The following is an 18,287-nucleotide window of genomic DNA, read 5'->3' as shown; positions in this document are numbered from 1 at the left end:
CGCCACCTGTGACGGAGGCCGGGACGAACGGGACTCAGCGGTCGAGCCGCCACTGCTGGCTCAGGTTCCCGGCGACGCAGGCGGCCGTGATCACCCGCGTGCCCGGGTCGTTGGAGCCCAGGTCGGCGCACAGGCCGTTGTGGTTGCGCAGCGTGCCGTCGCCCTTGAGGAACCACTGCTGGCTGACCGCGCCCGCCCGGCACGCGACCATGATCACCCGCGTGCCGGGGGCGTCGGACCCGAGGTCGGCGCACAGGCGGTTGGTGTTGACGAGCGTGCCGCCCAGGAGGCCCCAGCGCTGGCTGACCAGGCCTTCGCCGCAGGTCACGACGGTGATCGGGGTCTTCTCGGCGTTGGAGCCCAGGTCGGCGCAGAGCCCGTTGTGGTTGCGCAGCGTGCCGTCGCCCTTGAGGAACCACTGCTGGCTCAGGTTGCCGGCGACGCAGCCGGTGACGAGCAGCGCCGCGCCCGCCGCGTTGCTGCCGATGTCGGCGCAGGTGCCGGCCGCCGTCCGCAGCGTGCCGTCGCCGGGGAAGCGCCACTGCTGCTCCGGGACCCCCGTGCAGGCGGCGGTCACGACCGACGTCCCGGTCACGGCGAGGCAGAGGCCGGCCGCGGTGCGGACCGTGCCGTCCCCGGGGAGCGTCCACCGCTGCCCGGCGTTGTCCGCCGCGCACGCCGCGGTGGTCACCTGGGTGCCGGCGCCGGTGCACAGGCCGTTGAAGTTGCGGATCGCGTACGGCGGGATCTGGGCGCGCACCCAGTCCGTGAGGTCGTCGAGCCGGGTTTCCGTGGTGCCGTTGCGCGTTTCGGTCTCGCCGATGCAGCCGTGCTGCCACGACGCGTTGTTGATCGCGACCAGCTCGGTCACGCCGCCGGTCTCGCGCAGCGCCGGACCGCCCGCGTCACCCTTGCAGGTGGTGGCGTCGGCCGTGACGTTCAGCGTGGTCGCGGTGCTCGAGGCGACGGTGAAGGGGGCGGTCGACAACCGGTCCGGCACCCATTCGGTCGCGGTCCGGCCGTAGCCGGCGAGCCGCAGGGTTTCGCCGGTGCTGACGGGCGAGGTCCCGAGGGCGACCGGCGCGACGGTGAAGACGGGCGCGTCGAGCCGGGCCAGGACGAGGTTCCGGTCCGGCCGCGGCACGAGCGAGGCGACCGCGGTGGTCCGGCCCCCGACGGTCACGGTGGCCGCGGCCGGCGGCGGGCCCGCGGGCGTCGCGGCGTCGCCGAAGCAGGTCGTGGCGGTGAGCACCCACTGCGGCGCGACGAGCGCCCCGGTGCAGCCCCGCCCGGCGGTGTTCACCTTGGCGACGTACGAATACGTTCCTTCGGCGGCTTGACTTCCCCCGGCGATCGCTCCGGCCGGACCGGCGGCCACGAAGCCGGCCGCGGTCACGAGCGCCAAAACGCCCGAAATCCTTTTGAGCACGCGTTTTCCCCTCATCGACGACGATGCCGGAGGGCTTATCGGGCGCGCCCCGCGCAACCGTACGAAGATCGGCTGTGACGCCGGTCACCGCTCGGCGCGGACCCAGTCGAGCAAGCCGGGCACCGCGCGTTCGACCATGCCGAGGACGTCCTCGAAGCCGTCGTCGCCGCCGTAGTAGGGGTCCGGGACCTCGGCGCCTTCGGGCGCGGACGGGTCGAACGAGCGCAGCAGCCGCACCTTGGCGGGGTCTTCGACCCGCGACCGCAGGAACTCGGCGTGCCCTTCGTCGGCGGCCAGCAGCAGATCGGCGGCGAGGTCTTCGCCGGAGACTTCGGAGGCGACGTGCGCGGTGGGGTAGCCGTGCGCTTTCAGCGTCGCGCGAGCACGTTTGTCGGCGGGTTCCCCGGCGTGCCACGGCCCGGTACCGGCACTGGTGACGCGGACGGCATCGCCGAGGTGAGCTTCTTCGAGCTTGGCCCGGAACACCAGTTCGGCCATCGGGGAGCGGCAGATGTTGCCGGAGCAGACGAAGACGATGTGGGTCACGTGCGCGAGCGTAACCGGCCGGTTCACCCGGTCACCCGCTCGCTCGGCGGTCTCGATCAGTCCGCCGGCCACTCGTACGACAGTTGGTAGAGGCTGGCCGGGAGCACGATGTCGTTCATCTCCAGTGCCCTGCCACCGGTTCCGTAGGCCACGCGCGTGACCGTCAGGACCGGGACGCCGCCGGCGAGCTGGAGCAGCGACACTTCGTCCGGAGTCGGCATCCGGGCGCCCACGTGCTCGGCGAACGAGCCGATCACGTGCCCCGCCTCTTCGAGGCGAGCGTAAGTTCCGCCGTCGCCCGTGTTGATCTTCTCGATCGCGGTGCCCCGGGTCAGTTCACGCGGCAGCCGGGACACCGCGAGCTGAGCCACCAGTCCGTCGGCCCGCATCACCCGATCCCTTACGGTCACGTCGGTTCCGACCGGTACCTGCAGATATCCGGCTGCCCGTTCGTCGGCGCGTTCGAAGCGGACCTTGACGTTGCTCGCCGCGGTGAACCCCTTCGCCTTCGCTTCGGCCATGAACGCGCCTTCGTTCCGTTCGCGCGCATCACGGGAAAGCCGGGCGCGCGCGAGCCGCTGGATGTTCGACGGTGGGCGCACGAACACGCCACGGCCGTGCTCGACGTCCACCACGCCTTCGGACCGCAGGAGGTTCACCGCCTCACGGACGGTCGGCCGCGAAACGCCATAGGTGTCGATCAGCTCGCGTTCACTCGGAAGCTTGGCTCCAGGCGCGTATTCGCCAGCATCGATCTTCCGGCGAAGATCGGTCGCGACCTGCCGGAACGCGGGAACTCCACTCGTACGGTCCACCATGCGGAACATTCTCCACTCGTCAACTCGTCTTGACCAGTCGACGATCGCGTGTGACCGTTGTCTTATCAAGACGTCATGACGAGTTTGAGGCGGTGCTCCGGTGAGTCTGATCGTCTACCTGGACAAGGCCCGGATCCAGCCAGCCTCGACGACATCTGGCACTGGGTTGCCGATATCGACTTCGGCAACGGCATCCTCACCACGCTGTGCGGCGAGGAGCACGAGGTCGTCTTTGAGAACTACGCGCGAAGGCCTCCGCTGAAAACCTGCTGGGAGTGCGACCTGGCTTACCGGCGGGCGATGCGGATCAGCGTCGGCCGGACTCATCCGGCCCTGGCCGCCCAGTGCGAGACCCTTCGTGGAATGCCCCCTTCGCCTGCGTAACCGGCTGGTTCACCCCGTCACCCGCTCGCTCGGCGGTACCCGCGGCCCGCGACCGGCACTTAGCGTGATCACGCGAGGACGCGAACCGGAAGGAAAGCGATCATGCACGGATGCTGCTCGAAGTGCACCGGTCAGGGCTGCGGCTGCTGCGGCAACTGCAACTGACGCCCCACGCGGCGCTCACGGCGGCGGCGGCCAGACGCCGCCGGGGCGCCTCCCCGGCTCGCGCAGGCAGCCGCTGCCGAGGGCCCCTCAGCCCAAGCAGGTAGCCGACGTCGCCGTGCCGAGGGCGCGGGTGTGCAGTGCGTCGAAGTGGTGGACGACGTCCGTCACCCCCGCCGCCACCAGCTGGCGCGCCGGGCACGAATGCGCCGCCCGTACCGCGGAAGTCGCCGCCAGCTCCGTCAGCAACCCCGTGTTCAGCCGGTCGATCACCGGGCGGATCACCGCGAGATCCGGGCGGGGCGAAGGAACTTCCGCCGGGTGCGCGTCCCAGCGCGTGTAAAGCCCGCGCTGCACCACCTTGTTCGCCTCGATCTGCGCGCGGAAGAACCGCACCGCGTCCGCCGGGGCCAGGCCGAGGCCCGGGGCGCGCGCCGAAACCGAGTCGTAGATCTGCTGTTCGCGCACCGGGTCGTCGATCGGTGACGGCGTTCCGTACTTCGCCGCCGCCACCTGATCGGCTATTTCCACGCGCTGCGCGGCCAGGTCGGTGAGCCGCCACAAGCCAGGGGGAGAAGCCGACGCCGGGAGCGCCGCCACCAGAAGACCGGACACCACCGCGAAGAGCACAGCCAGTACCCGCATGGCGCACGACCGTACATGCGAAGATCCCGGGATGCCCGCACTCTCCGAAGTCATCACCGTGCTGGAGCAGGCCTACCCGCCCGCGCTCGCCGAGTCGTGGGACGCCGTCGGCCTCGTCTGCGGCGATCCGGCCGAGCCCGTCACGCGCGTGCTCTTCTGCGTCGACCCGGTCGCCGAGACCGTCGACGAAGCCGCCGACCTCGGCGCGCAGCTGATCGTCGCGCACCACCCGCTGCTCCTGCGCGGGGTGCACGGCGTCCCGGCCGACACCGCCAAGGGCGCGCTCGTGCACCGGATGATCCGCGCCGGTATCGCCCTCTACTGCGCCCACACCAACGCCGATTCGGCCGACCCCGGTGTCTCCGACGCGCTCGCGCAGGCGATCGGGCTCCGCGTGACCGGCCCGCTCGCGCCCAACGCCGACGGCGTCACCGGCATCGGCCGCCTCGGCGAGCTGCCCGAGCCCGAGCCGTTCGCGATGTTCGTGCAGCGGGTCGCCGACGCGCTGCCCGAGACCGTGCCCGGGGTGCTCGGGGCGGGCGATGAGGACCGGTTGATCCGCACCGTCGCCGTCTCCGGCGGGGCCGGCGACTCCTACCTGAAGCAGGCCACCGCGGCCGGGGTCGACGCCTACGTCACCGCCGACCTGCGCCATCACCCCGCCGGTGAGCACCTCGCCGGGGCGCACCCGGTGCCCGCGCTGGTCGGGCTGACCCACTGGGCCAGCGAATGGCCGTGGTGCGGGCAAGCCTCGGCGGTCGTGGCGCGAGCGTTTGCGGGTAACGTCGACATCTGCGTCTCCACGCGGTGCACCGACCCGTGGAACGTCCGCGCCGAGCGCACATCGAATTAAGAGGAGCACCGTGAAGGCCGAACCCGCCGTGCAGCGCCAGTTGCTCGAGCTCGCCAAGGTGGACGCCGAGCTCTCGCGCACCGCGCACCGCCGCCGCACCCTGCCGGAGCTGGCCGAGATCGACGCGGGGGAGAAGCTCGCCCGCGAGCGCCGCGACGCGCTCGTCTCGGTGGAGACCGCCGCCTCCGACCTGGACCGCGAGGTCGCCCGGCAGGAGAAGGAGATCGAGTCGGTGCGCGCCCGGGAGGACCGCGACCGCAAGCTCCTCGCGTCCGGCTCGGTGAACTCGAAGCAGATGACCGACATCGAGCACGAACTGCAGACGCTGGAACGGCGCCAGCGCGCGCTCGAGGACGACCTGCTGGAGCTGATGGAGCAGCGCGAGGCGCTGGGCCTGGACGCGCAGCGCACCGGCGCCGAGGTCGACAAGGCCGAAGCCGAGGTCGCCGCCGCGATCGTCCGCCGCGACGAGGCGTTCAAGGACCTCGACACCATCCGCGCCCGCCGCGACGAGGACCGCGCGAAGCTGCTGCCGCGTTTCCCGGAGCCGCTGCTCAAGCTGTACGAGCGGGTCCGTGAGCACAAGGGCATCGGTGCCGCCCTGCTCCGCGCCCGTCGGTGCGGTGCCTGCCAGCTGGAGATGGACCGCAACACCGTCAACGAGATCAAGGGCTCGCCCGAGGACGAGGTCATCCAGTGCGAGAACTGCGGCGCGATCCTGGTCCGGACCGTGGAGTCGGGTCTGTGACCTCGCACGTCGTCATCGAGGCCGACGGCGGATCCCGGGGCAACCCCGGGCCCGCCGGATACGGCGCCGTGGTCAAGGACGCCGACGGAGAGGTGCTCGCCGAGCGCAAGGAAGGCCTCGGCGTCGTCACCAACAACGTCGCCGAGTACCGCGGGCTGATCGCCGGGCTGGCCGCCGCGGCCGAGCTCGGTGCGTCCACTGTGGACGTCCGGATGGACTCGAAGCTCGTGGTGGAGCAGATGTCCGGGCGCTGGAAGATCAAGCACCCGGACATGCAGCCGCTGGCCGAGCGGGCCAAGGAGCTGGCCGCCGGGTTCACGCGCGTCAAGTACGAGTGGATCCCGCGCGCGCAGAACTCCCACGCCGACCGCCTGGCCAACGAGGCCATGGACGAAGCCGCCGGCAAGCCCGCCACGGCGAAGCCGCCGAAGCTGCCGACCCGCAAGCCGGACCGCGCGACGGTGGCCTGGACCGGTGCGAAGGGCACGCCGACCCGGCTGCTCCTGCTGCGCCACGGCCAGACGGAGATGTCGGCGCTGCGCCGCTACTCCGGCCGCGGCGACGTCCCGCTCACCGAACTGGGCCGCGCGCAGGCCGCGGCGGCGGCGAAGCGGCTGGCCGCGATGGACGGCCTGGTCGTCGACGGCGAGGCCGTCCCGATCATCTCCTCGCCGCTGACCCGCACGAAGCAGACCGCGCAGGCCGTCGCCGACGCGCTCGGCGGCCGCGTCGAGACCCACCCCGGCCTCATCGAGACCGACTTCGGCGACTGGGAAGGCCTGACGTTCGCCGAAGCCGCCGACCGCGACCCCGAGCTGCACGGTTCGTGGCTGGGCGACAGCGCGGTGCCGCCCCCGGGCGGCGAGAGCTTCGACGTCGTCCACCGGCGCGTCCGCAAGGCCCGCGACGAGCTGATCGCCGAGCACGGCGGCCGGACGTTGCTGCTGGTCAGCCACGTGACGCCGATCAAGACGCTGCTGCGGATGGGCCTCGACGCCGGCCCGCAGCTGCTGTTCCGGCTGCACCTGGACCTGGCGTCGCTGTCGATCGTCGAGTTCTACCCGGACGGCAACGCGTCGGTCCGCCTCGTCAACGACACCTCGCACTTGTCCTGACCGGTCGAATGTGGGGTGGATCACGCTCAATGCCGACGCGTGGCCGACCCCCGATGGGGTATTGGCTACAGTGTCTCGACCGCGTCGCCGCGGTGGCGGGTCTCCAGCTCGACCCACTTCAGGGGGCGCCGGCTCGCGCGTATCCCACCGGCAGAAGCCTGCGGGCGGAACAGTGACGAGGACATGACGGCTAGCGCACTCACCGAGACCTCTCCGAGCGACGTCCCCGAGGACCCCGTGCCCGCGACGACCGCGCGGAGCTGGGGCGCGCGGCTCGCGCCGGTGCTGGCCGTGCTCACCGGCGTCGCGGCGGTCGCCGTGCACGCGATCCGCTACGGCCACTGGATCGTCGACGACGCCGCCATCACGTTCTCCTACGCCCGCAGCTTCGCCGACGGCCTCGGCCCGGTGCTGCAGCCGGGCGCCCCGCCGGTCGAGGGCTTCTCCGACCCGACGTGGATGGTGCTGCTCGGCCTCGGCAAGCTCGTCGGCCTCTTCGACCACGGCTCCCTCTTCGGGCTGCCCGACTACGTGCTGTTCCCGAAGGTGCTGGGCCTGCTGTTCACCGGCGGCATCCTGACCGCGTGCCACTTCGCCGCGAAGCAGATCTTCACCCGCTTCGCGTGGCTGGCCACGCTGATCGCCGGCCTGACGCTGGCGACGATCCCGTCGTTCGTCATCTGGGTCGTGTCCGGCCTGGAGAACTCGCTGTTCGCGTTCGCGGTGGTCACGCTGGGCGTGACGCTGTTCATCGCGGTGCGCAACGACCGCCTGCTGACCCCGAAGGTCGCGATCTGGGCGGGCGTCATGGTGGCGTTCGCCGCGCTGACCCGGCCGGAAGGCCTGATCTACGCGGGCGCGTACCCGCTGGCGGCGCTGTTCCTGCTGCGCGGCGGCCTGTTCTGGAAGAGCTTCCGCCTGGCCCTGCTGTCGGTGGCGGCGTTCGCGGTGCCGTTCGGCGCGTACGTCGTCTGGCGCCACGCCGAGTTCGGGCGGCTGCTGGCCAACCCGTCGGTGGCGAAGCAGCAGGGCCTGCCGGGCTTCGACGCGGTGAAGCGCCCCTTCGAGCTGGTCGGCTACGCGGGCTGGGCCGGCGTGGCCGTGCTGGCGCTCGTGCTCGCGTTCGCGCTGGTCAAGGCCCCGTGGCGGCGTTCGCTGATCGCGCTGCTGGTGCCGCTGGGGCTCGGGATCGTCGCGTACGGCGTGATGGTCCCGGACTGGATGTACCAGCACCGCTTCGCCAGCCCGATCTGGCCGCTGGCGGTCATCGCGGGCACGCTGTCGGCGGGCGAGCTGCTGCGCCACCGCCAGGCCCTGCTGCGCGTCGGCGTGGTCGTCGTCCTGGTGGGCGCGTTCATCCCGTCGGCGATCGGCTTCGCGTCGGCGGCGGACAAGTTCGCGAAGAACCCCAACATCACGGCGTGCCTGGTGGCGGACCGCTTCGGCCGCGGCTTCAACACGTACGCGGACATCCTGGGCATCCAGAAGGCGTCGCTGCTGCTGCCGGACCTCGGTGGTTCGTCGATGACCAGCCGCCTGGAGCTGGTCGACATGGCGGGCCTGGTCAACAAGCCGATCGCGGACCTGGTCCACGACAACGACCTGGCGGGCCTGCGCAACTACGTGTTCGACACGGTGAAGCCGACGTTCATCCACTCGTGGGGCCCCTGGGCGGCGGGGAACGGCATCGCTCTGGACCCGCGCTTGGACCGTGACTACGTGCTGATCTACAGCTCGCCGATCGAAGGCCTGCGCAACGGCGACTGGGTGCGCCGCGACGCGGTGACGGACCCGGCGAAGCTGAAGGCGGCGCAGGACTACGCGGCGAAGACGATCCCGGCGGTGGCGGCGGACCGCTTCGGCGGGCCTTTGGACGACTGCGGGGCGACGATGAAGCCGGGCCAGACGATCACGATGCCCAGCTGAGTCAGGGGTTGTTCGCGGCGCGGAAGGCGTCGATCTGCCGCTGGACGCGCTCCGGCGCGTCGAGGTTCTCGACCACCCTCGACACGCGGTGGAGTTCTCGAGGTCGCCAGTGGTCCGGCGGGACCTTCAGCAGGGCGACCAGCAGGGCACCGGGGTAGCAGTCGCCTTCGGCGAGCGGATCCCGCTCCAGGAAGTCGAGCGCGAGGGGCACCAGCAGCTCGATGCCCACGTGCTGGAGCAGCAGGAGCCGCAGGTCCTCGGCGCCCAGGTCACCGACCGGCTTGCGCCGGAGTTCGTGCGCGGTCCGGACCAGCCGGGTCGAGTCAGCGGGCGGAGCGTCCCAGGTGTGGCCCTCGAGCTGTTCGAGGCTCAGCGACATGTCGACCACGGCTCAGCTCGCCAGGCTCAGGCTCAGCCACAACGCCCCGGTCGCCGCGGCCAGGCACAACGGCGTCGTGATGATCCCCAGCGCGTGGAAGGTGCGGGCCGACGGGGGTGCCGGGAGCGTCCGGCGCCACAGCAGCGTCGCCAGTGAACCCAGGTAGGTCGCGTTCGGGCCGATGTTCACGCCCAGCAGGACCGCCAGCAGCACGCCCGGGGCCGGGTGCGGGCCGAGGACCGACAGCAGGATCAGCGTCGCCGGCAGGTTGTTGACCAGGTTGGCCAGCAGCGCCGCCACCCCGGCCGCGATCAGGAGGTCCGGCAGGCCGGTCGACGTCGGCAGGAGGTCGCCGAGGAGGCCGCCCAGGACGTGCTCCGACACCGCCTCCACCACGACCGCCAGGCCCAGCACGAACAGGCACAGCTGCGGCGAGGCCTCGGTGACCAGCTGCCACGGCCGGATCTTGCCCCTCGCCAGTGCCCGGACGCCCAGGATCAGCGCCGCGAGCGCCGCGATCCACACCGGTTCGACGTGGCCGAGCTGGCCGACGCCGAAGCCCACCAGCGTCAGGACGAGGACGACCAGTGCGAACGTCGGCGTTTCGAGGTGCTGCTTCGGTTCGGCGGTCTCGCGGGGCCGCAGGTCGGCGGCGAAGAACCGCAGGAACACCGCCAGCTCGATGGCGATCGTGACCAGCCACGGCAACGCCATCAGCGCGGTGAACCCGGCGAACGTCAGCCCCGACGCGGCGAACGCCAGGAGGTTCGTCAGGTTGGACACCGGCAGCAGCGTCGACGCGGAGTTGGCCAGGTGCGCGCACGCGTAGACGTGCGGGCGGGGCGGGAGTTCGAGGCTCTTCGCCGTCGCGAGGACGACCGGGGTGAGCAGGACGACGGTGGCGTCCAGGCTGAGGATCGCGGTCACCCCGGCCGCGGCGGCGAAGGTGAGCACCAGCAGCCGCCGCGGTTTGCCGTGGCACGCCTCGGCCAGGCGGTTGCCGAGCCAGCTGAAGACGCCGTCGACACTGGCCAAAAAGGACAACAGGAGAATGGCGGCCAGAAAGCCCAGCGTCGGGAGGATCTCGACGGCCCGGTCGCCGGCCGCTTCGGGTCGCACGAGCCCGAGCAGCAGGGCGAGCCCCGCGGCCGGCACCGCGGCGACGGCTTCGGGCCACCCGCGCGGCCGGACGATGGCGAAGACCAGCACGACGGCCAGCAGCGCGAGGCTGCCCGCCCCTGCCCAGAAGTTCACGTGCTCACGCTAATCGACGCCCGCCGACGCGCCCCGCCTGACCACGGCGGCGGCCGGAGTGGTGGCGGCCCGGTTCTGTCGGTGCTCCCGGGTAGCGTGGAAAACGGGGGGCGCCCCCGCGAGCGCTCAGACCCCCAGCGGCTCCGGCGTCGCCGCACCTCGCGCCAGGTCCTGCTCCTTGGCCCGGATCACCGGCAGCACCTCCTTGCCGAAGTGCTCGACGTCCTCGAGGTAGTGCAGGAACCCGAGCAGCAACAGGTTCGCCCCGCGCTTCTTGTACTCGATCGCCCGGTCGGCGATCTGCTCCGGCGTCCCGATCAGCTTCGTCCGGAACCCGTCGTTGTACTGCACCAGGTCCTCGAACTCCGAGTCCGCCCACATCCCCTTCGAGTCCGAAGTGGACTTCCCCGCCTGCGCCACGGCCGACCGGAACCCTTCGACCGCCTCGACGTTGGCCTTGGCGACGATCTCCTTCAAGACCGCGCGGGCCTCGCTCTCGGAAGAACGGGCGATCACGAACCCGTTCAGTCCGAACCGGACAGTCCGGCCCGCGGAAGCCGCGTAGCCGCGAACCTCGGAAACCTGCTCGCTGAACCCGTCGAAGTCCTTGCCGTTGCTGAAGTACCAGTCCGACACGCTCCCGGCGAGCTTCCGAGCCGCCGTCGAATTTCCGCCCTGGAAGATCTCCGGGTGCGGGGCCGCCACCGGCTTCGGCTTGATGTCGAAGTCGTGGATGCGGTAGAAGTCCCCGCGGAACTCCGCGTGGTCGTTCGTCCAAAGTTCGCGCAGGACACGGATGAACTCCTCCGACCGCCGGTAGCGCTCGTCGTGCTCCAGCCACGGTTCGCCGAGGCCGGTGAACTCGCCCTTGAACCAGCCGCTGACCACGTTGACCGCCGCGCGGCCGCCGGAAATCACGTCGGCGCTGGCGATGAACTTCGCCAGCACGCCCGGGTGCCACAGACCCGGGTGGACGGCCGCGATCACCTTCAGCCGCTGCGTCGCGAGCAGCAGGGCCAGGCTGAACCCGGTCGATTCGTGCTGGTAGGAGGCACCGTAGCTGGCGGTGTAGCGAACTTGGGAAAGCGCGTACTCGAACCCGCTGTTCTCGGCCAGCACGGCCAGCTGCCGGTTGTACTCGTAACCCCAGTCCGTCCGCTGCTCGATGTCGGACGTGACGAGGCCACCGCTCACGTTCGGGACCCAGTAGGCGAATTTCAACGGCTCTTCGTACGACATGGCCCGAGTAGAGCAACGACCCGGAGACGGGTCAACGCGCGTCCGCACGGTGGGACTTGGCCAGCGCGCCACCGAGTTCCGCGCGGCCGGGGATGCCGAGCTTGCGGTACGCGCCCGACAGGTGCAGCTCCACCGTGCGCCGGGTCAGGTGCAGCGCCGTCGCGATTTCGCGGTTGGTCAGGCCCTGCGCGGCCATCACCGCGATGCGGTTTTCCTGCCGCGTCAACCCGTGTTCGTTGTCCTTGGCCGGGGTGAGCGCACGCCGGGACGAGCGCAGCTCCTCCGCCGCGCGCCGGGCGAGCGGGCGCGCGCCGCAGTGCTCGCTCAGCTCCACCGCCTGCCGCAGGGTTTCGATGGCCTTTTCGGACTGGCCGTGCCGCGCCTGCAGGCTGCCGAGCTCCGTCAACGCCGTCGCCAGCTGCAGCCGCGCCGGGGATGTCCGCAACGTCGTGATCGCCTTGGTCAGCGCGCGCTCGGCTTCGTCGTCCTCGCGCACGAGCCCCAACGTCGTCAGCGCCGTGCCCAGCGGCCGCGCCGCGCCCCAGCGGGCCGCCGCCGTGCTGTCCTCTTCCGCCAGCCGCGCCGCGTCGTCGGCCTGGCCGAGCGCCAGCGCCGCCCGCGCGGCGTGCGCGCGCCACGGCACGAACCCCGGGAACCGCATGCCGTGGTGGGCCAGCCGGCGCCCGCAGCTGAGCAGGTCCTCGAACCCGAACCGGGTGTACCCGGTGGCGACGCGCAGGCGGCCTCGCGCGTACAGCAGGTAGGTGTGGGTGAACAGGCCCTGGCTGGCGACGAAGTCCATCCGGTCCAGCAGCGACGTCGCCGCCTCGAACCGGCCGAGGTCCACCCAGCACTCGACGAGCTTCGCCGCGCACAGCACGCCGACCGGGCACGTCGTCGTGCCGCCGCGCTCGTCGAACCGGCGCAGCAGCGATTCGAAGTGGACGCTCGCGCGCTGCAGGTCGCCGCTGGCCTGCAGCGCGATCCCGCGGGCCAGGGTGGGCAGCGCGCCGTGCGGCACGTGCACGTCCCACGGCTCGCGCTCGACGTCGAGGGCGCGGCACAGCCGGTCGACGTGCGCGGGCTCGTCCGCGAGCACCGCGGTCGCCAGCGTGAAGAAGTAGTGCTGCTCGAACAGTTCGCTGTCGTCGCCGGACCCCTGCTTTCGGGGGTTCCGGGTGGCGGAGCCCCCGGCCTGAGGCGGAGCCTCAGCGAGCGACAGCGCGTCCGCGAAGTGGCCGAGGGCGTCCTGCGCCGACTCGCCGCTGCGGACGGCGTCGAGCGCCAGCAACGCCGAGCGGCTGCGCTGCGCCGCCGGGTCGGTCAGCGGCGCCCACTGCTCCTCGAAGTCGCGGAACTCCGGGGGCGGGCCCAGCCGGCTGCCCGCCTCGGCGAGGTAGGTCACGCACAGCAGCGGCCACACGGCGTCCGGGCCGCCGGCGTCGAGCCGCGCCGCGATCTGGCCCGCCGCGCTGATCCCGAGCCGGGCGTCCTGCCCGCCGCAGAGCGACAGCAGCATCGCCGTGGCGATGACCGCGGCGGTCTCGCGGTTGCCGATCGTGTCGACGGCTTCCCGCACCCGCTTCGCCGCGGCCGGCGGGTCGACCTGGAACTCCGCGTGCGCCAGCTGCAGCAGCACGGCGACCCGGCGCCCGGACGACAGCCGTTCGGCCAGCGCCCGCCGCAGGTGCCGCGCGGCCAGCTCGGGCCGTCCGGAGAACACGGCGTCGCGCGCGCTCAGCCGCAGCACGTCCACGCCCCACGGGATCCGGATCGACGTCGCTTCCAGCAGGTGCGCGGCGACGCGCTCGACCGGCGCGCCCGTCTCCGACAGCAGCTTCGCCGCCCGCCCGTGGTTGACCGCGCGGGTCGTCTGCGGCATGTCCTTGAGCAGGGAGTTGCGGACGAACGAATAGGTCAGCACCGGCTGGTTGCTGTTGGTGAGCACGTGCAGCCGGACCATCGTGTCGATCGCCTGCAGCGCGTCGAGCTCATCGACGCCGGCGAGCTGGGCCAGCAGGTCGAACCCGGCGTCCTCGCCGAGGATGGCCGCCGCGTGCAGGATCTCCGCCGCGTGCGGGAACTCCTGCATCCGCGTGTGGAGCACCTGGCCGATCAGCGACGAGCCGAGCTCGTGCGGGTCCGCGCCGGGCAGCAGCCGCGGGCGCAGGGCCTGCAGCAGGTACGGGTTGCCGCCGGTCGCCTCGCGGCAGGCGGTGGCGAGCTCGCCGGGGGCGAGACCGAGGATTTCGGCCGCGGCGGCGTCGCCGAGGCCGTTCAGGGTGATCGACGCCGGCGTGCAGCCCGCCATCTCCAGCAGCGCGACCTCGTGGTGCGGCGGGTGCCCGGTCAGCGCGGTCAGGATGATCAGCACCGGCAGGTCGAGCACGCGGTTGCGGATGTAGGCGAGGCACCGCATGGACCAGGCGTCGGCGAGGTGGACGTTGTCGATGCCGAGGAACAGCGGGCCGCGGCCGGCGGCCTCGCGCACGAGCCCGAAGAAGAGTTCGAGCGCTTCGCTCTCCCCGGCCGGTCCGCACAGCTCGGTGGCGCTCGGGCGCGGCGTGCCCGGGGCGCTCAGCGCGTCCGCGAGCTGGCGGGCGAGCCCGCCCGGCAGGTGGCTCTCCAGCCGCGACCCGGTGGCGATCGCGACGGTGAAGCCCGCGTCCGCGGCCAGCGCCGCGACGGTGTGGAGGGTGGCGCTCTTGCCCATGCCGAACTCGCCGACCAGGACGGCGCTGGCCGCGCGGCCGCCGAGTGCGGCCGGGAAAAGGCTGGTCAGACGGCTGAGCTCGGGTTCGCGGCCGGGGAGCCGCGGGGCGGGACGCTTCGGTACCGAAGCCCCGCTGACGGGGTGCTCGGGATTTACTTCGGTATCCACCGTAAGGACTTTCATGTTGGGTTGGGGCAGACTACTGGAATCCGGCCGACCAGGGGAGATCCCGCGGAGCGCGGCCGGACCCGCCCACGACACGAGCAGGGGAGCCGATGGACGCAGCCGATGCGAACCGGTCTTCCCCGCCGGCACTTCCGTCGGGCAGCGGGTAGCCGGCTCCGGCCGGTCGCTCCGGAACGCCGGCCGCCGGTGCGCCGCCGCGGGGGAGGTACCCGAGCCGGACCGCCTCCGCCAGCGCTTCGCCCACCGACCGGAACTCGGTGACCCGGACCCGGCAGCGGGCACAGCCCCGCAGGTGCGTTTCGAACTCCGCCGGGTCGTCGAGGACGCCGAGCCCGTGCGCCGCGGCGTCCCGGTGCTTCCCCGTCATCGCGCCGCCACTTCACCGAGCGTCTTCCGCAATTGCCGCATCGCCGTGTACAACCGCGATTTCACGGTTCCTTCGGGAATTCCCAGAATTTCCGCCGCCCGCCGAACGGTGTTTCCGGCGAGGTAGGTCTCGTAGATGACGGACTGGTATTTCGCGTCCAGTTCCCCCAATGCCCGAGTAATCGTTAGTGCGGCTAACGAACTGTCCGCGCGGTCGGCGGACTCGGCGTTTTCCGGGATGTCCAGAGCAACCTCCTGCGGGCGGACCCGGCGATTTCTCCAGCCGTCGATGACGATCCGGCGGGCCACCGTGAGCAGCCAGCCGCGCAGCATTCCGGGCTCGCGTTCGAGGGTGTCCGAGTGTTGCCACGCGCGGATCATGGTCTCCTGCACCACATCCTCGGTCCACTGCCGGTCGTGGTTGGTCAGGGACAGCACCTGTGCGAACAAGGTGGCGCGGAAGTCCTTGTACAGCAACGGGACGAGATCGTCCGCCGGGTCGGGCGCGGCGTCGACCGCGGTGCCGGACGAGGCGTAACCGACGTGGCCGCGACTTTCTCTGCCCAGTGCTTCCATAAAGCTCGCAACCTCACCTGACTGGCGGACCGTGGGGCCATCGGAGCGTAGCGCAAAACAACTTAATAGGCCATATGCATTAGTTTCGGTGCCCCATTAGCGACGGCCGCAAACGACACCCGTTCAAGATCGGTTCAGAATGTGTCTTGTGATGCACGTCACAGGTCACTAAAAGGTGACGGCGAGAACCGGATCACACCTTTCTCCCGTAGCTCACTGCGAAGCCTCCTTCGCGAAGGGACACCGGGATGCCGCTCCGATTCGTGGCGCTGCTGGCCGCCGCGGCCGCGCTCGTGCTCGGCTGCGCGCTCCCGGCGTCGGCCGGCGAACTGCAGCAGACCGACCGCGCGTTGCTGACCCGGCTGAAGCAGCACACGCTGTGGGCCGGGCCGTCGAGCAGGCTGGCCGCCGAGCGGGCCACCAACCGCCGCGTCCGCGCCGTCGCCGTCCGCATCACCGACGACCAGGCCCGCCTCGACGTCGCACTGGGCGCGGTGGCCGACCGGCTCGCGATCACCCTCCCGGGGGAGCCGACCGAGCAGGAGCGCACCTGGGCGGACGAACTCGCCGCGGCCGGCGGCGACGCGTTCGACCGCGCCTACGTCAACCGGCTCCGCGCCGAGTACGGCAGCCTCTTCGCGCTCGCCTCCGACGTCCGCGCCGGCACCCGCGACGACGACGTCCGCGCGTTCGCCCAGACCGCCGTCGACACCGCGCTCGGGCACCTGACGCTCCTGGAGAGCACCGGGCTCGCCGAAACCACGTCCCTGCTCGTCTCCGCCACCGAGGACGACACCCTCGGCGGCGGGGACCTCGCCGCCGCCGCCGTCCTCGTGGCCCTCGCCACCGTCGCCACGTTCGGCCTGCTCCGCCTGCTCGGAACTCCCGGCAGGACCCCGCCGCGCACCCGGAGGTAAGCCGCTCCATGTCCCCCTCAGCCGCGCTGATCCCGGTGTCGCCGCACGACACCGGGATCGCCGAGGCGGCCGCGCTCTCCGGCCGCCTCACCTACCTCTGCATGTGCCTCACCCTGTGCTGGGGCGTGCTCGCCGCCACCGGCTGGGTCCGCCGGTTCAGCGGCCGGGACGCGCTGCGCACCGGCCACACCCTGCTCGCCGCGTTCACCCTCGCCACCGGCACGCTGCACGGGCTGACCTTCCTCTTCCTCGAGGACGACCCGTTCGGCGTCGCCGACCTCCTGCTCCCCTTCTACGACGGCACCCCGCGCCACGCGCTCGGCATCGCCGGCCTGGAGCTGGTGATCGCCGTGTCCGTGACGGCGGGCCTGCGCCGCGCGCGGGAAGGGCGGTGGCTGCGCTTCCACCAGGCCGGCTACCTCGCCATCGGCCTGCTCGCCGTGCACGCCTGGCTCGGCGCCGTCTCGAGCGGGCACCTGGCCGTCGTCTGGCTGGCCGGGATCACGCTGCTCGTCCCGCCGGTGCTGCTGTCGGTCCTGCGGGTGCTGCCGCCCGCGCTGCTCGCCCGCGCCGGGCTGGTCACGCCGCCCGAGCCGGAGCCGGCCGCCCTGCGCGTCGACGTCGACAGCCGGCGCTGCCACGCCTACGGCGTCTGCCAGAGCGAGGCGCCGCAGGTGTTCCAGCTCGGCCAGGACGGCCGGCTCGAGTACGAGAAACGCCCCGAAGCGGGGGAAGTCCCGAACGTCCGCGCGGCCGCGCGCGCCTGTCCCATGCGAGCCATCCACCTGCTGGGAGCGATCTGATGACCGAACGCATCGTCATCGCCGGAGCCGGACTGGCCGGCCTGCGCGCCGCCGAACGGCTGCGCGAACTCGGGTTCGACGGCGAAGTCGTCGTCCTCGGCGCCGAACCCGGCATCGCCTACCACCGGCCGGCGCTGTCCAAGCAACTCCTCACCGGCGCGGTCAGCCGCGCCGACACCCTCCTCGCCGACCCCCTGGAAGTCGACGCCGAATGGCGGTTCGACACGCCGGTCACCGCGCTGTCGCCGCACCGGCAGGTCGTCCACCTGCGCGACGAGGAACTCCGCTACGACGGCCTGGTCATCGCCACCGGCGTCGAACCCCGCCGCATGCCGGGCGCGCCGCACGGCCACCAGCGCGTGGTCGTCGTCCGCACCCTTTCCGACACCGTCGCGCTCCAGCGGGCGCTGACCGGCAACCCCGGCCCGGTCGCGGTGATCGGCGACGGCTTCATCGGCTGCGAAGTCGCTTCCAGCCTCCGCGAAACCGGTCGCGGAGTTGTCCTCTTCGGACGGTCGCGCCCGCTGCTGGCCGACGTCCTCGGCCCCGACATCGGCGACTGGCTCACGGCGTTGCACGCGGCCCGCGGCGTCCACCTCGAACTCGGCACCACGATCCGCCGCTGGCGGCCCGGGCCGACGTCGGTCGGGCTCGAGTTCGCCGACGGCCGCGCGCTCGACGTCGCGTGCGTGGTGGTCGCCGTCGGCAGCGTCCCGGCGGTGTCCTGGCTGCGCGGCGCCAAGCTGCCCCTCGACGACGGCGTCGTCTGCGAACCCACCTGCCACGTCGTCGGCTCGTCGACGATCGTCGCGGCGGGCGACGTCGCCCGCTGGCCCAACCTCCGCTACGACGTCACGCCGCGGCGCGACGAGCACTGGCTCAACGCCGTCGAAATGAGCCGCGCGGCCGCCGAGAACCTCCTCGCCGGCCCGCAGGGCTCGCGTCCGTACACGCCGGTGCCGCGCTACTGGTCCGAGCAGCACGGCGTCCGCATCCAGGTCGCCGGCCGCCCCGAGCTCGGCGCCGACACCGTCCTCTTGGAGAGCCCCGTGGCCGGCACGCGGCCGATCACGGGGTTCGTCCGCCACGGCAAGCTGGTCGGGCTGATCGGCCTGGACAGCCCCGCCGCGGTGCTGCACTGGACGGCCGAACTCGCCCGCCAGCACCCCGCGCCGGCGGTGGTCCGCCCACGCCACCACAGCGAGGCGGCGGCCGGCTGCTGAGCTAC

At 72.1% G+C, this 18,287-nt stretch carries 18 protein-coding genes; 8 read left to right on the top strand and 10 right to left on the bottom strand.

Annotated features, from left to right (window positions below; translation table 11 throughout):
* Positions 1-34: 34 nt before the first annotated feature.
* From MUY14_RS30960 to MUY14_RS30950, 3 genes are all read right to left on the bottom strand, one after another.
* Positions 35-1,429 (bottom strand): ricin-type beta-trefoil lectin domain protein, encoded by a 1,395-nt coding sequence (locus MUY14_RS30960; protein ID WP_247014443.1) that lies wholly within the window; start codon positions 1,427-1,429, stop codon positions 35-37.
* Positions 1,430-1,513: 84 nt separating this feature from the next.
* The gene (locus MUY14_RS30955; protein WP_281506198.1) at positions 1,514-1,975 is read right to left on the bottom strand and encodes a low molecular weight protein-tyrosine-phosphatase; all 462 of its coding nucleotides are present in this window, start codon (positions 1,973-1,975) and stop codon (positions 1,514-1,516) included.
* A gap of 56 nt (positions 1,976-2,031) precedes the next feature.
* Entirely contained in the window at positions 2,032-2,793 is a 762-nt protein-coding gene (locus tag MUY14_RS30950) for a GntR family transcriptional regulator (protein ID WP_247014442.1), read from the bottom strand.
* A 75-nt stretch (positions 2,794-2,868) separates the two neighbouring features.
* Between MUY14_RS30950 and MUY14_RS30945 the strand changes: the two genes are divergently transcribed.
* Complete coding sequence (locus tag MUY14_RS30945; RefSeq protein ID WP_247014441.1) at positions 2,869-3,177, top strand: hypothetical protein; 309 nt, start codon at positions 2,869-2,871, stop codon at positions 3,175-3,177.
* Between the two features lie 252 nt (positions 3,178-3,429).
* Here the strand turns inward: MUY14_RS30945 and MUY14_RS30940 are convergent, their stop codons facing one another.
* Positions 3,430-3,984 carry a chorismate mutase gene (locus MUY14_RS30940; protein WP_247014440.1) on the bottom strand — a complete coding sequence of 185 codons (555 nt, stop codon included), beginning with the start codon at positions 3,982-3,984 and terminating at the stop codon, positions 3,430-3,432.
* 31 nt (positions 3,985-4,015) lie between these two features.
* Here MUY14_RS30940 and MUY14_RS30935 point away from each other — a divergent pair, with 31 nt between their 5' ends.
* From MUY14_RS30935 to MUY14_RS30920, 4 genes are all read left to right on the top strand, one after another.
* Complete coding sequence (locus MUY14_RS30935) at positions 4,016-4,837, top strand: Nif3-like dinuclear metal center hexameric protein (protein WP_247014439.1); 822 nt, start codon at positions 4,016-4,018, stop codon at positions 4,835-4,837.
* A 10-nt stretch (positions 4,838-4,847) separates the two neighbouring features.
* Positions 4,848-5,585, top strand: coding sequence for a zinc ribbon domain-containing protein (locus tag MUY14_RS30930; RefSeq protein WP_247014438.1), 738 nt, complete (start codon positions 4,848-4,850; stop codon positions 5,583-5,585).
* Positions 5,582-6,700 (top strand): bifunctional RNase H/acid phosphatase, encoded by a 1,119-nt coding sequence (locus tag MUY14_RS30925; protein WP_247014437.1) that lies wholly within the window; start codon positions 5,582-5,584, stop codon positions 6,698-6,700. The genes MUY14_RS30930 and MUY14_RS30925 overlap by 4 nt, the downstream gene beginning before the upstream one ends.
* A gap of 183 nt (positions 6,701-6,883) precedes the next feature.
* The gene (locus MUY14_RS30920; protein ID WP_247014436.1) at positions 6,884-8,626 is read left to right on the top strand and encodes a hypothetical protein; all 1,743 of its coding nucleotides are present in this window, start codon (positions 6,884-6,886) and stop codon (positions 8,624-8,626) included.
* Position 8,627: 1 nt separating this feature from the next.
* Here MUY14_RS30920 and MUY14_RS30915 read toward each other — a convergent pair whose 3' ends face one another.
* The 6 genes from MUY14_RS30915 to MUY14_RS30890 all read right to left on the bottom strand — a co-directional run bounded on the left by MUY14_RS30915 (position 8,628) and on the right by MUY14_RS30890 (position 15,339).
* Positions 8,628-9,005 (bottom strand): contact-dependent growth inhibition system immunity protein, encoded by a 378-nt coding sequence (locus tag MUY14_RS30915; RefSeq protein WP_247025321.1) that lies wholly within the window; start codon positions 9,003-9,005, stop codon positions 8,628-8,630.
* A gap of 12 nt (positions 9,006-9,017) precedes the next feature.
* On the bottom strand, positions 9,018-10,259 hold the full coding sequence (locus MUY14_RS30910; protein WP_247014435.1) for an SLC13 family permease: 1,242 nt from the start codon (positions 10,257-10,259) through the stop codon (positions 9,018-9,020).
* A gap of 126 nt (positions 10,260-10,385) precedes the next feature.
* Entirely contained in the window at positions 10,386-11,498 is a 1,113-nt protein-coding gene (gene sfnG / locus MUY14_RS30905; protein ID WP_247014434.1) for a dimethylsulfone monooxygenase SfnG, read from the bottom strand.
* Positions 11,499-11,529: 31 nt separating this feature from the next.
* Positions 11,530-14,379: an AAA family ATPase gene (locus tag MUY14_RS30900; protein WP_247014433.1), complete on the bottom strand. Its 2,850-nt coding sequence runs from the start codon at positions 14,377-14,379 to the stop codon at positions 11,530-11,532.
* Between the two features lie 31 nt (positions 14,380-14,410).
* Positions 14,411-14,764: a hypothetical protein gene (locus MUY14_RS30895; RefSeq protein WP_247014432.1), complete on the bottom strand. Its 354-nt coding sequence runs from the start codon at positions 14,762-14,764 to the stop codon at positions 14,411-14,413.
* Positions 14,761-15,339: a sigma-70 family RNA polymerase sigma factor gene (locus tag MUY14_RS30890; protein ID WP_247014431.1), complete on the bottom strand. Its 579-nt coding sequence runs from the start codon at positions 15,337-15,339 to the stop codon at positions 14,761-14,763. Before MUY14_RS30890 ends, MUY14_RS30895 begins: the two co-directional genes overlap by 4 nt.
* Before the next feature lie 248 nt (positions 15,340-15,587).
* Between MUY14_RS30890 and MUY14_RS30885 the strand changes: the two genes are divergently transcribed.
* The 3 genes from MUY14_RS30885 to MUY14_RS30875 are packed head-to-tail and all read left to right on the top strand — an operon-like array spanning position 15,588 to position 18,282.
* Positions 15,588-16,256, top strand: a complete 669-nt coding sequence (locus MUY14_RS30885) for a DUF4142 domain-containing protein (RefSeq protein WP_247014430.1) — start codon at positions 15,588-15,590, stop codon at positions 16,254-16,256.
* 8 nt (positions 16,257-16,264) lie between these two features.
* Complete coding sequence (locus MUY14_RS30880) at positions 16,265-17,059, top strand: ferredoxin (RefSeq protein WP_247014429.1); 795 nt, start codon at positions 16,265-16,267, stop codon at positions 17,057-17,059.
* On the top strand, positions 17,059-18,282 hold the full coding sequence (locus MUY14_RS30875; protein WP_247014428.1) for an NAD(P)/FAD-dependent oxidoreductase: 1,224 nt from the start codon (positions 17,059-17,061) through the stop codon (positions 18,280-18,282). Before MUY14_RS30880 ends, MUY14_RS30875 begins: the two co-directional genes overlap by 1 nt.
* The last annotated feature ends 5 nt before the right edge of the window (positions 18,283-18,287 follow it).

Origin of the sequence: Amycolatopsis sp. FBCC-B4732 (assembly GCF_023008405.1) — a bacterium.
Lineage (GTDB): Bacteria > Actinomycetota > Actinomycetes > Mycobacteriales > Pseudonocardiaceae > Amycolatopsis > Amycolatopsis pretoriensis_A.
This window is presented reverse-complemented; position numbering and strand designations above follow the sequence as displayed.

Excerpts from the sequence above, each read along its gene's own strand:
- MUY14_RS30890 (WP_247014431.1), bottom strand. The coding sequence starts at position 15,339 with ATGGAAGCACTGGGCAGAGAAAGTCGCGGCCACGTCGGTTACGCCTCG.
- MUY14_RS30875 (WP_247014428.1), top strand. The coding sequence starts at position 17,059 with ATGACCGAACGCATCGTCATCGCCGGAGCCGGACTGGCCGGCCTGCGC.
- MUY14_RS30880 (WP_247014429.1), top strand. The coding sequence starts at position 16,265 with ATGTCCCCCTCAGCCGCGCTGATCCCGGTGTCGCCGCACGACACCGGG.
- MUY14_RS30935 (WP_247014439.1), top strand. The coding sequence starts at position 4,016 with ATGCCCGCACTCTCCGAAGTCATCACCGTGCTGGAGCAGGCCTACCCG.
- MUY14_RS30915 (WP_247025321.1), bottom strand. The coding sequence starts at position 9,005 with ATGTCGCTGAGCCTCGAACAGCTCGAGGGCCACACCTGGGACGCTCCG.
- MUY14_RS30885 (WP_247014430.1), top strand. The coding sequence starts at position 15,588 with ATGCCGCTCCGATTCGTGGCGCTGCTGGCCGCCGCGGCCGCGCTCGTG.
- sfnG (WP_247014434.1), bottom strand. The coding sequence starts at position 11,498 with ATGTCGTACGAAGAGCCGTTGAAATTCGCCTACTGGGTCCCGAACGTG.
- MUY14_RS30950 (WP_247014442.1), bottom strand. The coding sequence starts at position 2,793 with ATGGTGGACCGTACGAGTGGAGTTCCCGCGTTCCGGCAGGTCGCGACC.
- MUY14_RS30940 (WP_247014440.1), bottom strand. The coding sequence starts at position 3,984 with ATGCGGGTACTGGCTGTGCTCTTCGCGGTGGTGTCCGGTCTTCTGGTG.
- MUY14_RS30945 (WP_247014441.1), top strand. The coding sequence starts at position 2,869 with ATGACGAGTTTGAGGCGGTGCTCCGGTGAGTCTGATCGTCTACCTGGA.
- MUY14_RS30895 (WP_247014432.1), bottom strand. The coding sequence starts at position 14,764 with ATGACGGGGAAGCACCGGGACGCCGCGGCGCACGGGCTCGGCGTCCTC.
- MUY14_RS30920 (WP_247014436.1), top strand. The coding sequence starts at position 6,884 with ATGACGGCTAGCGCACTCACCGAGACCTCTCCGAGCGACGTCCCCGAG.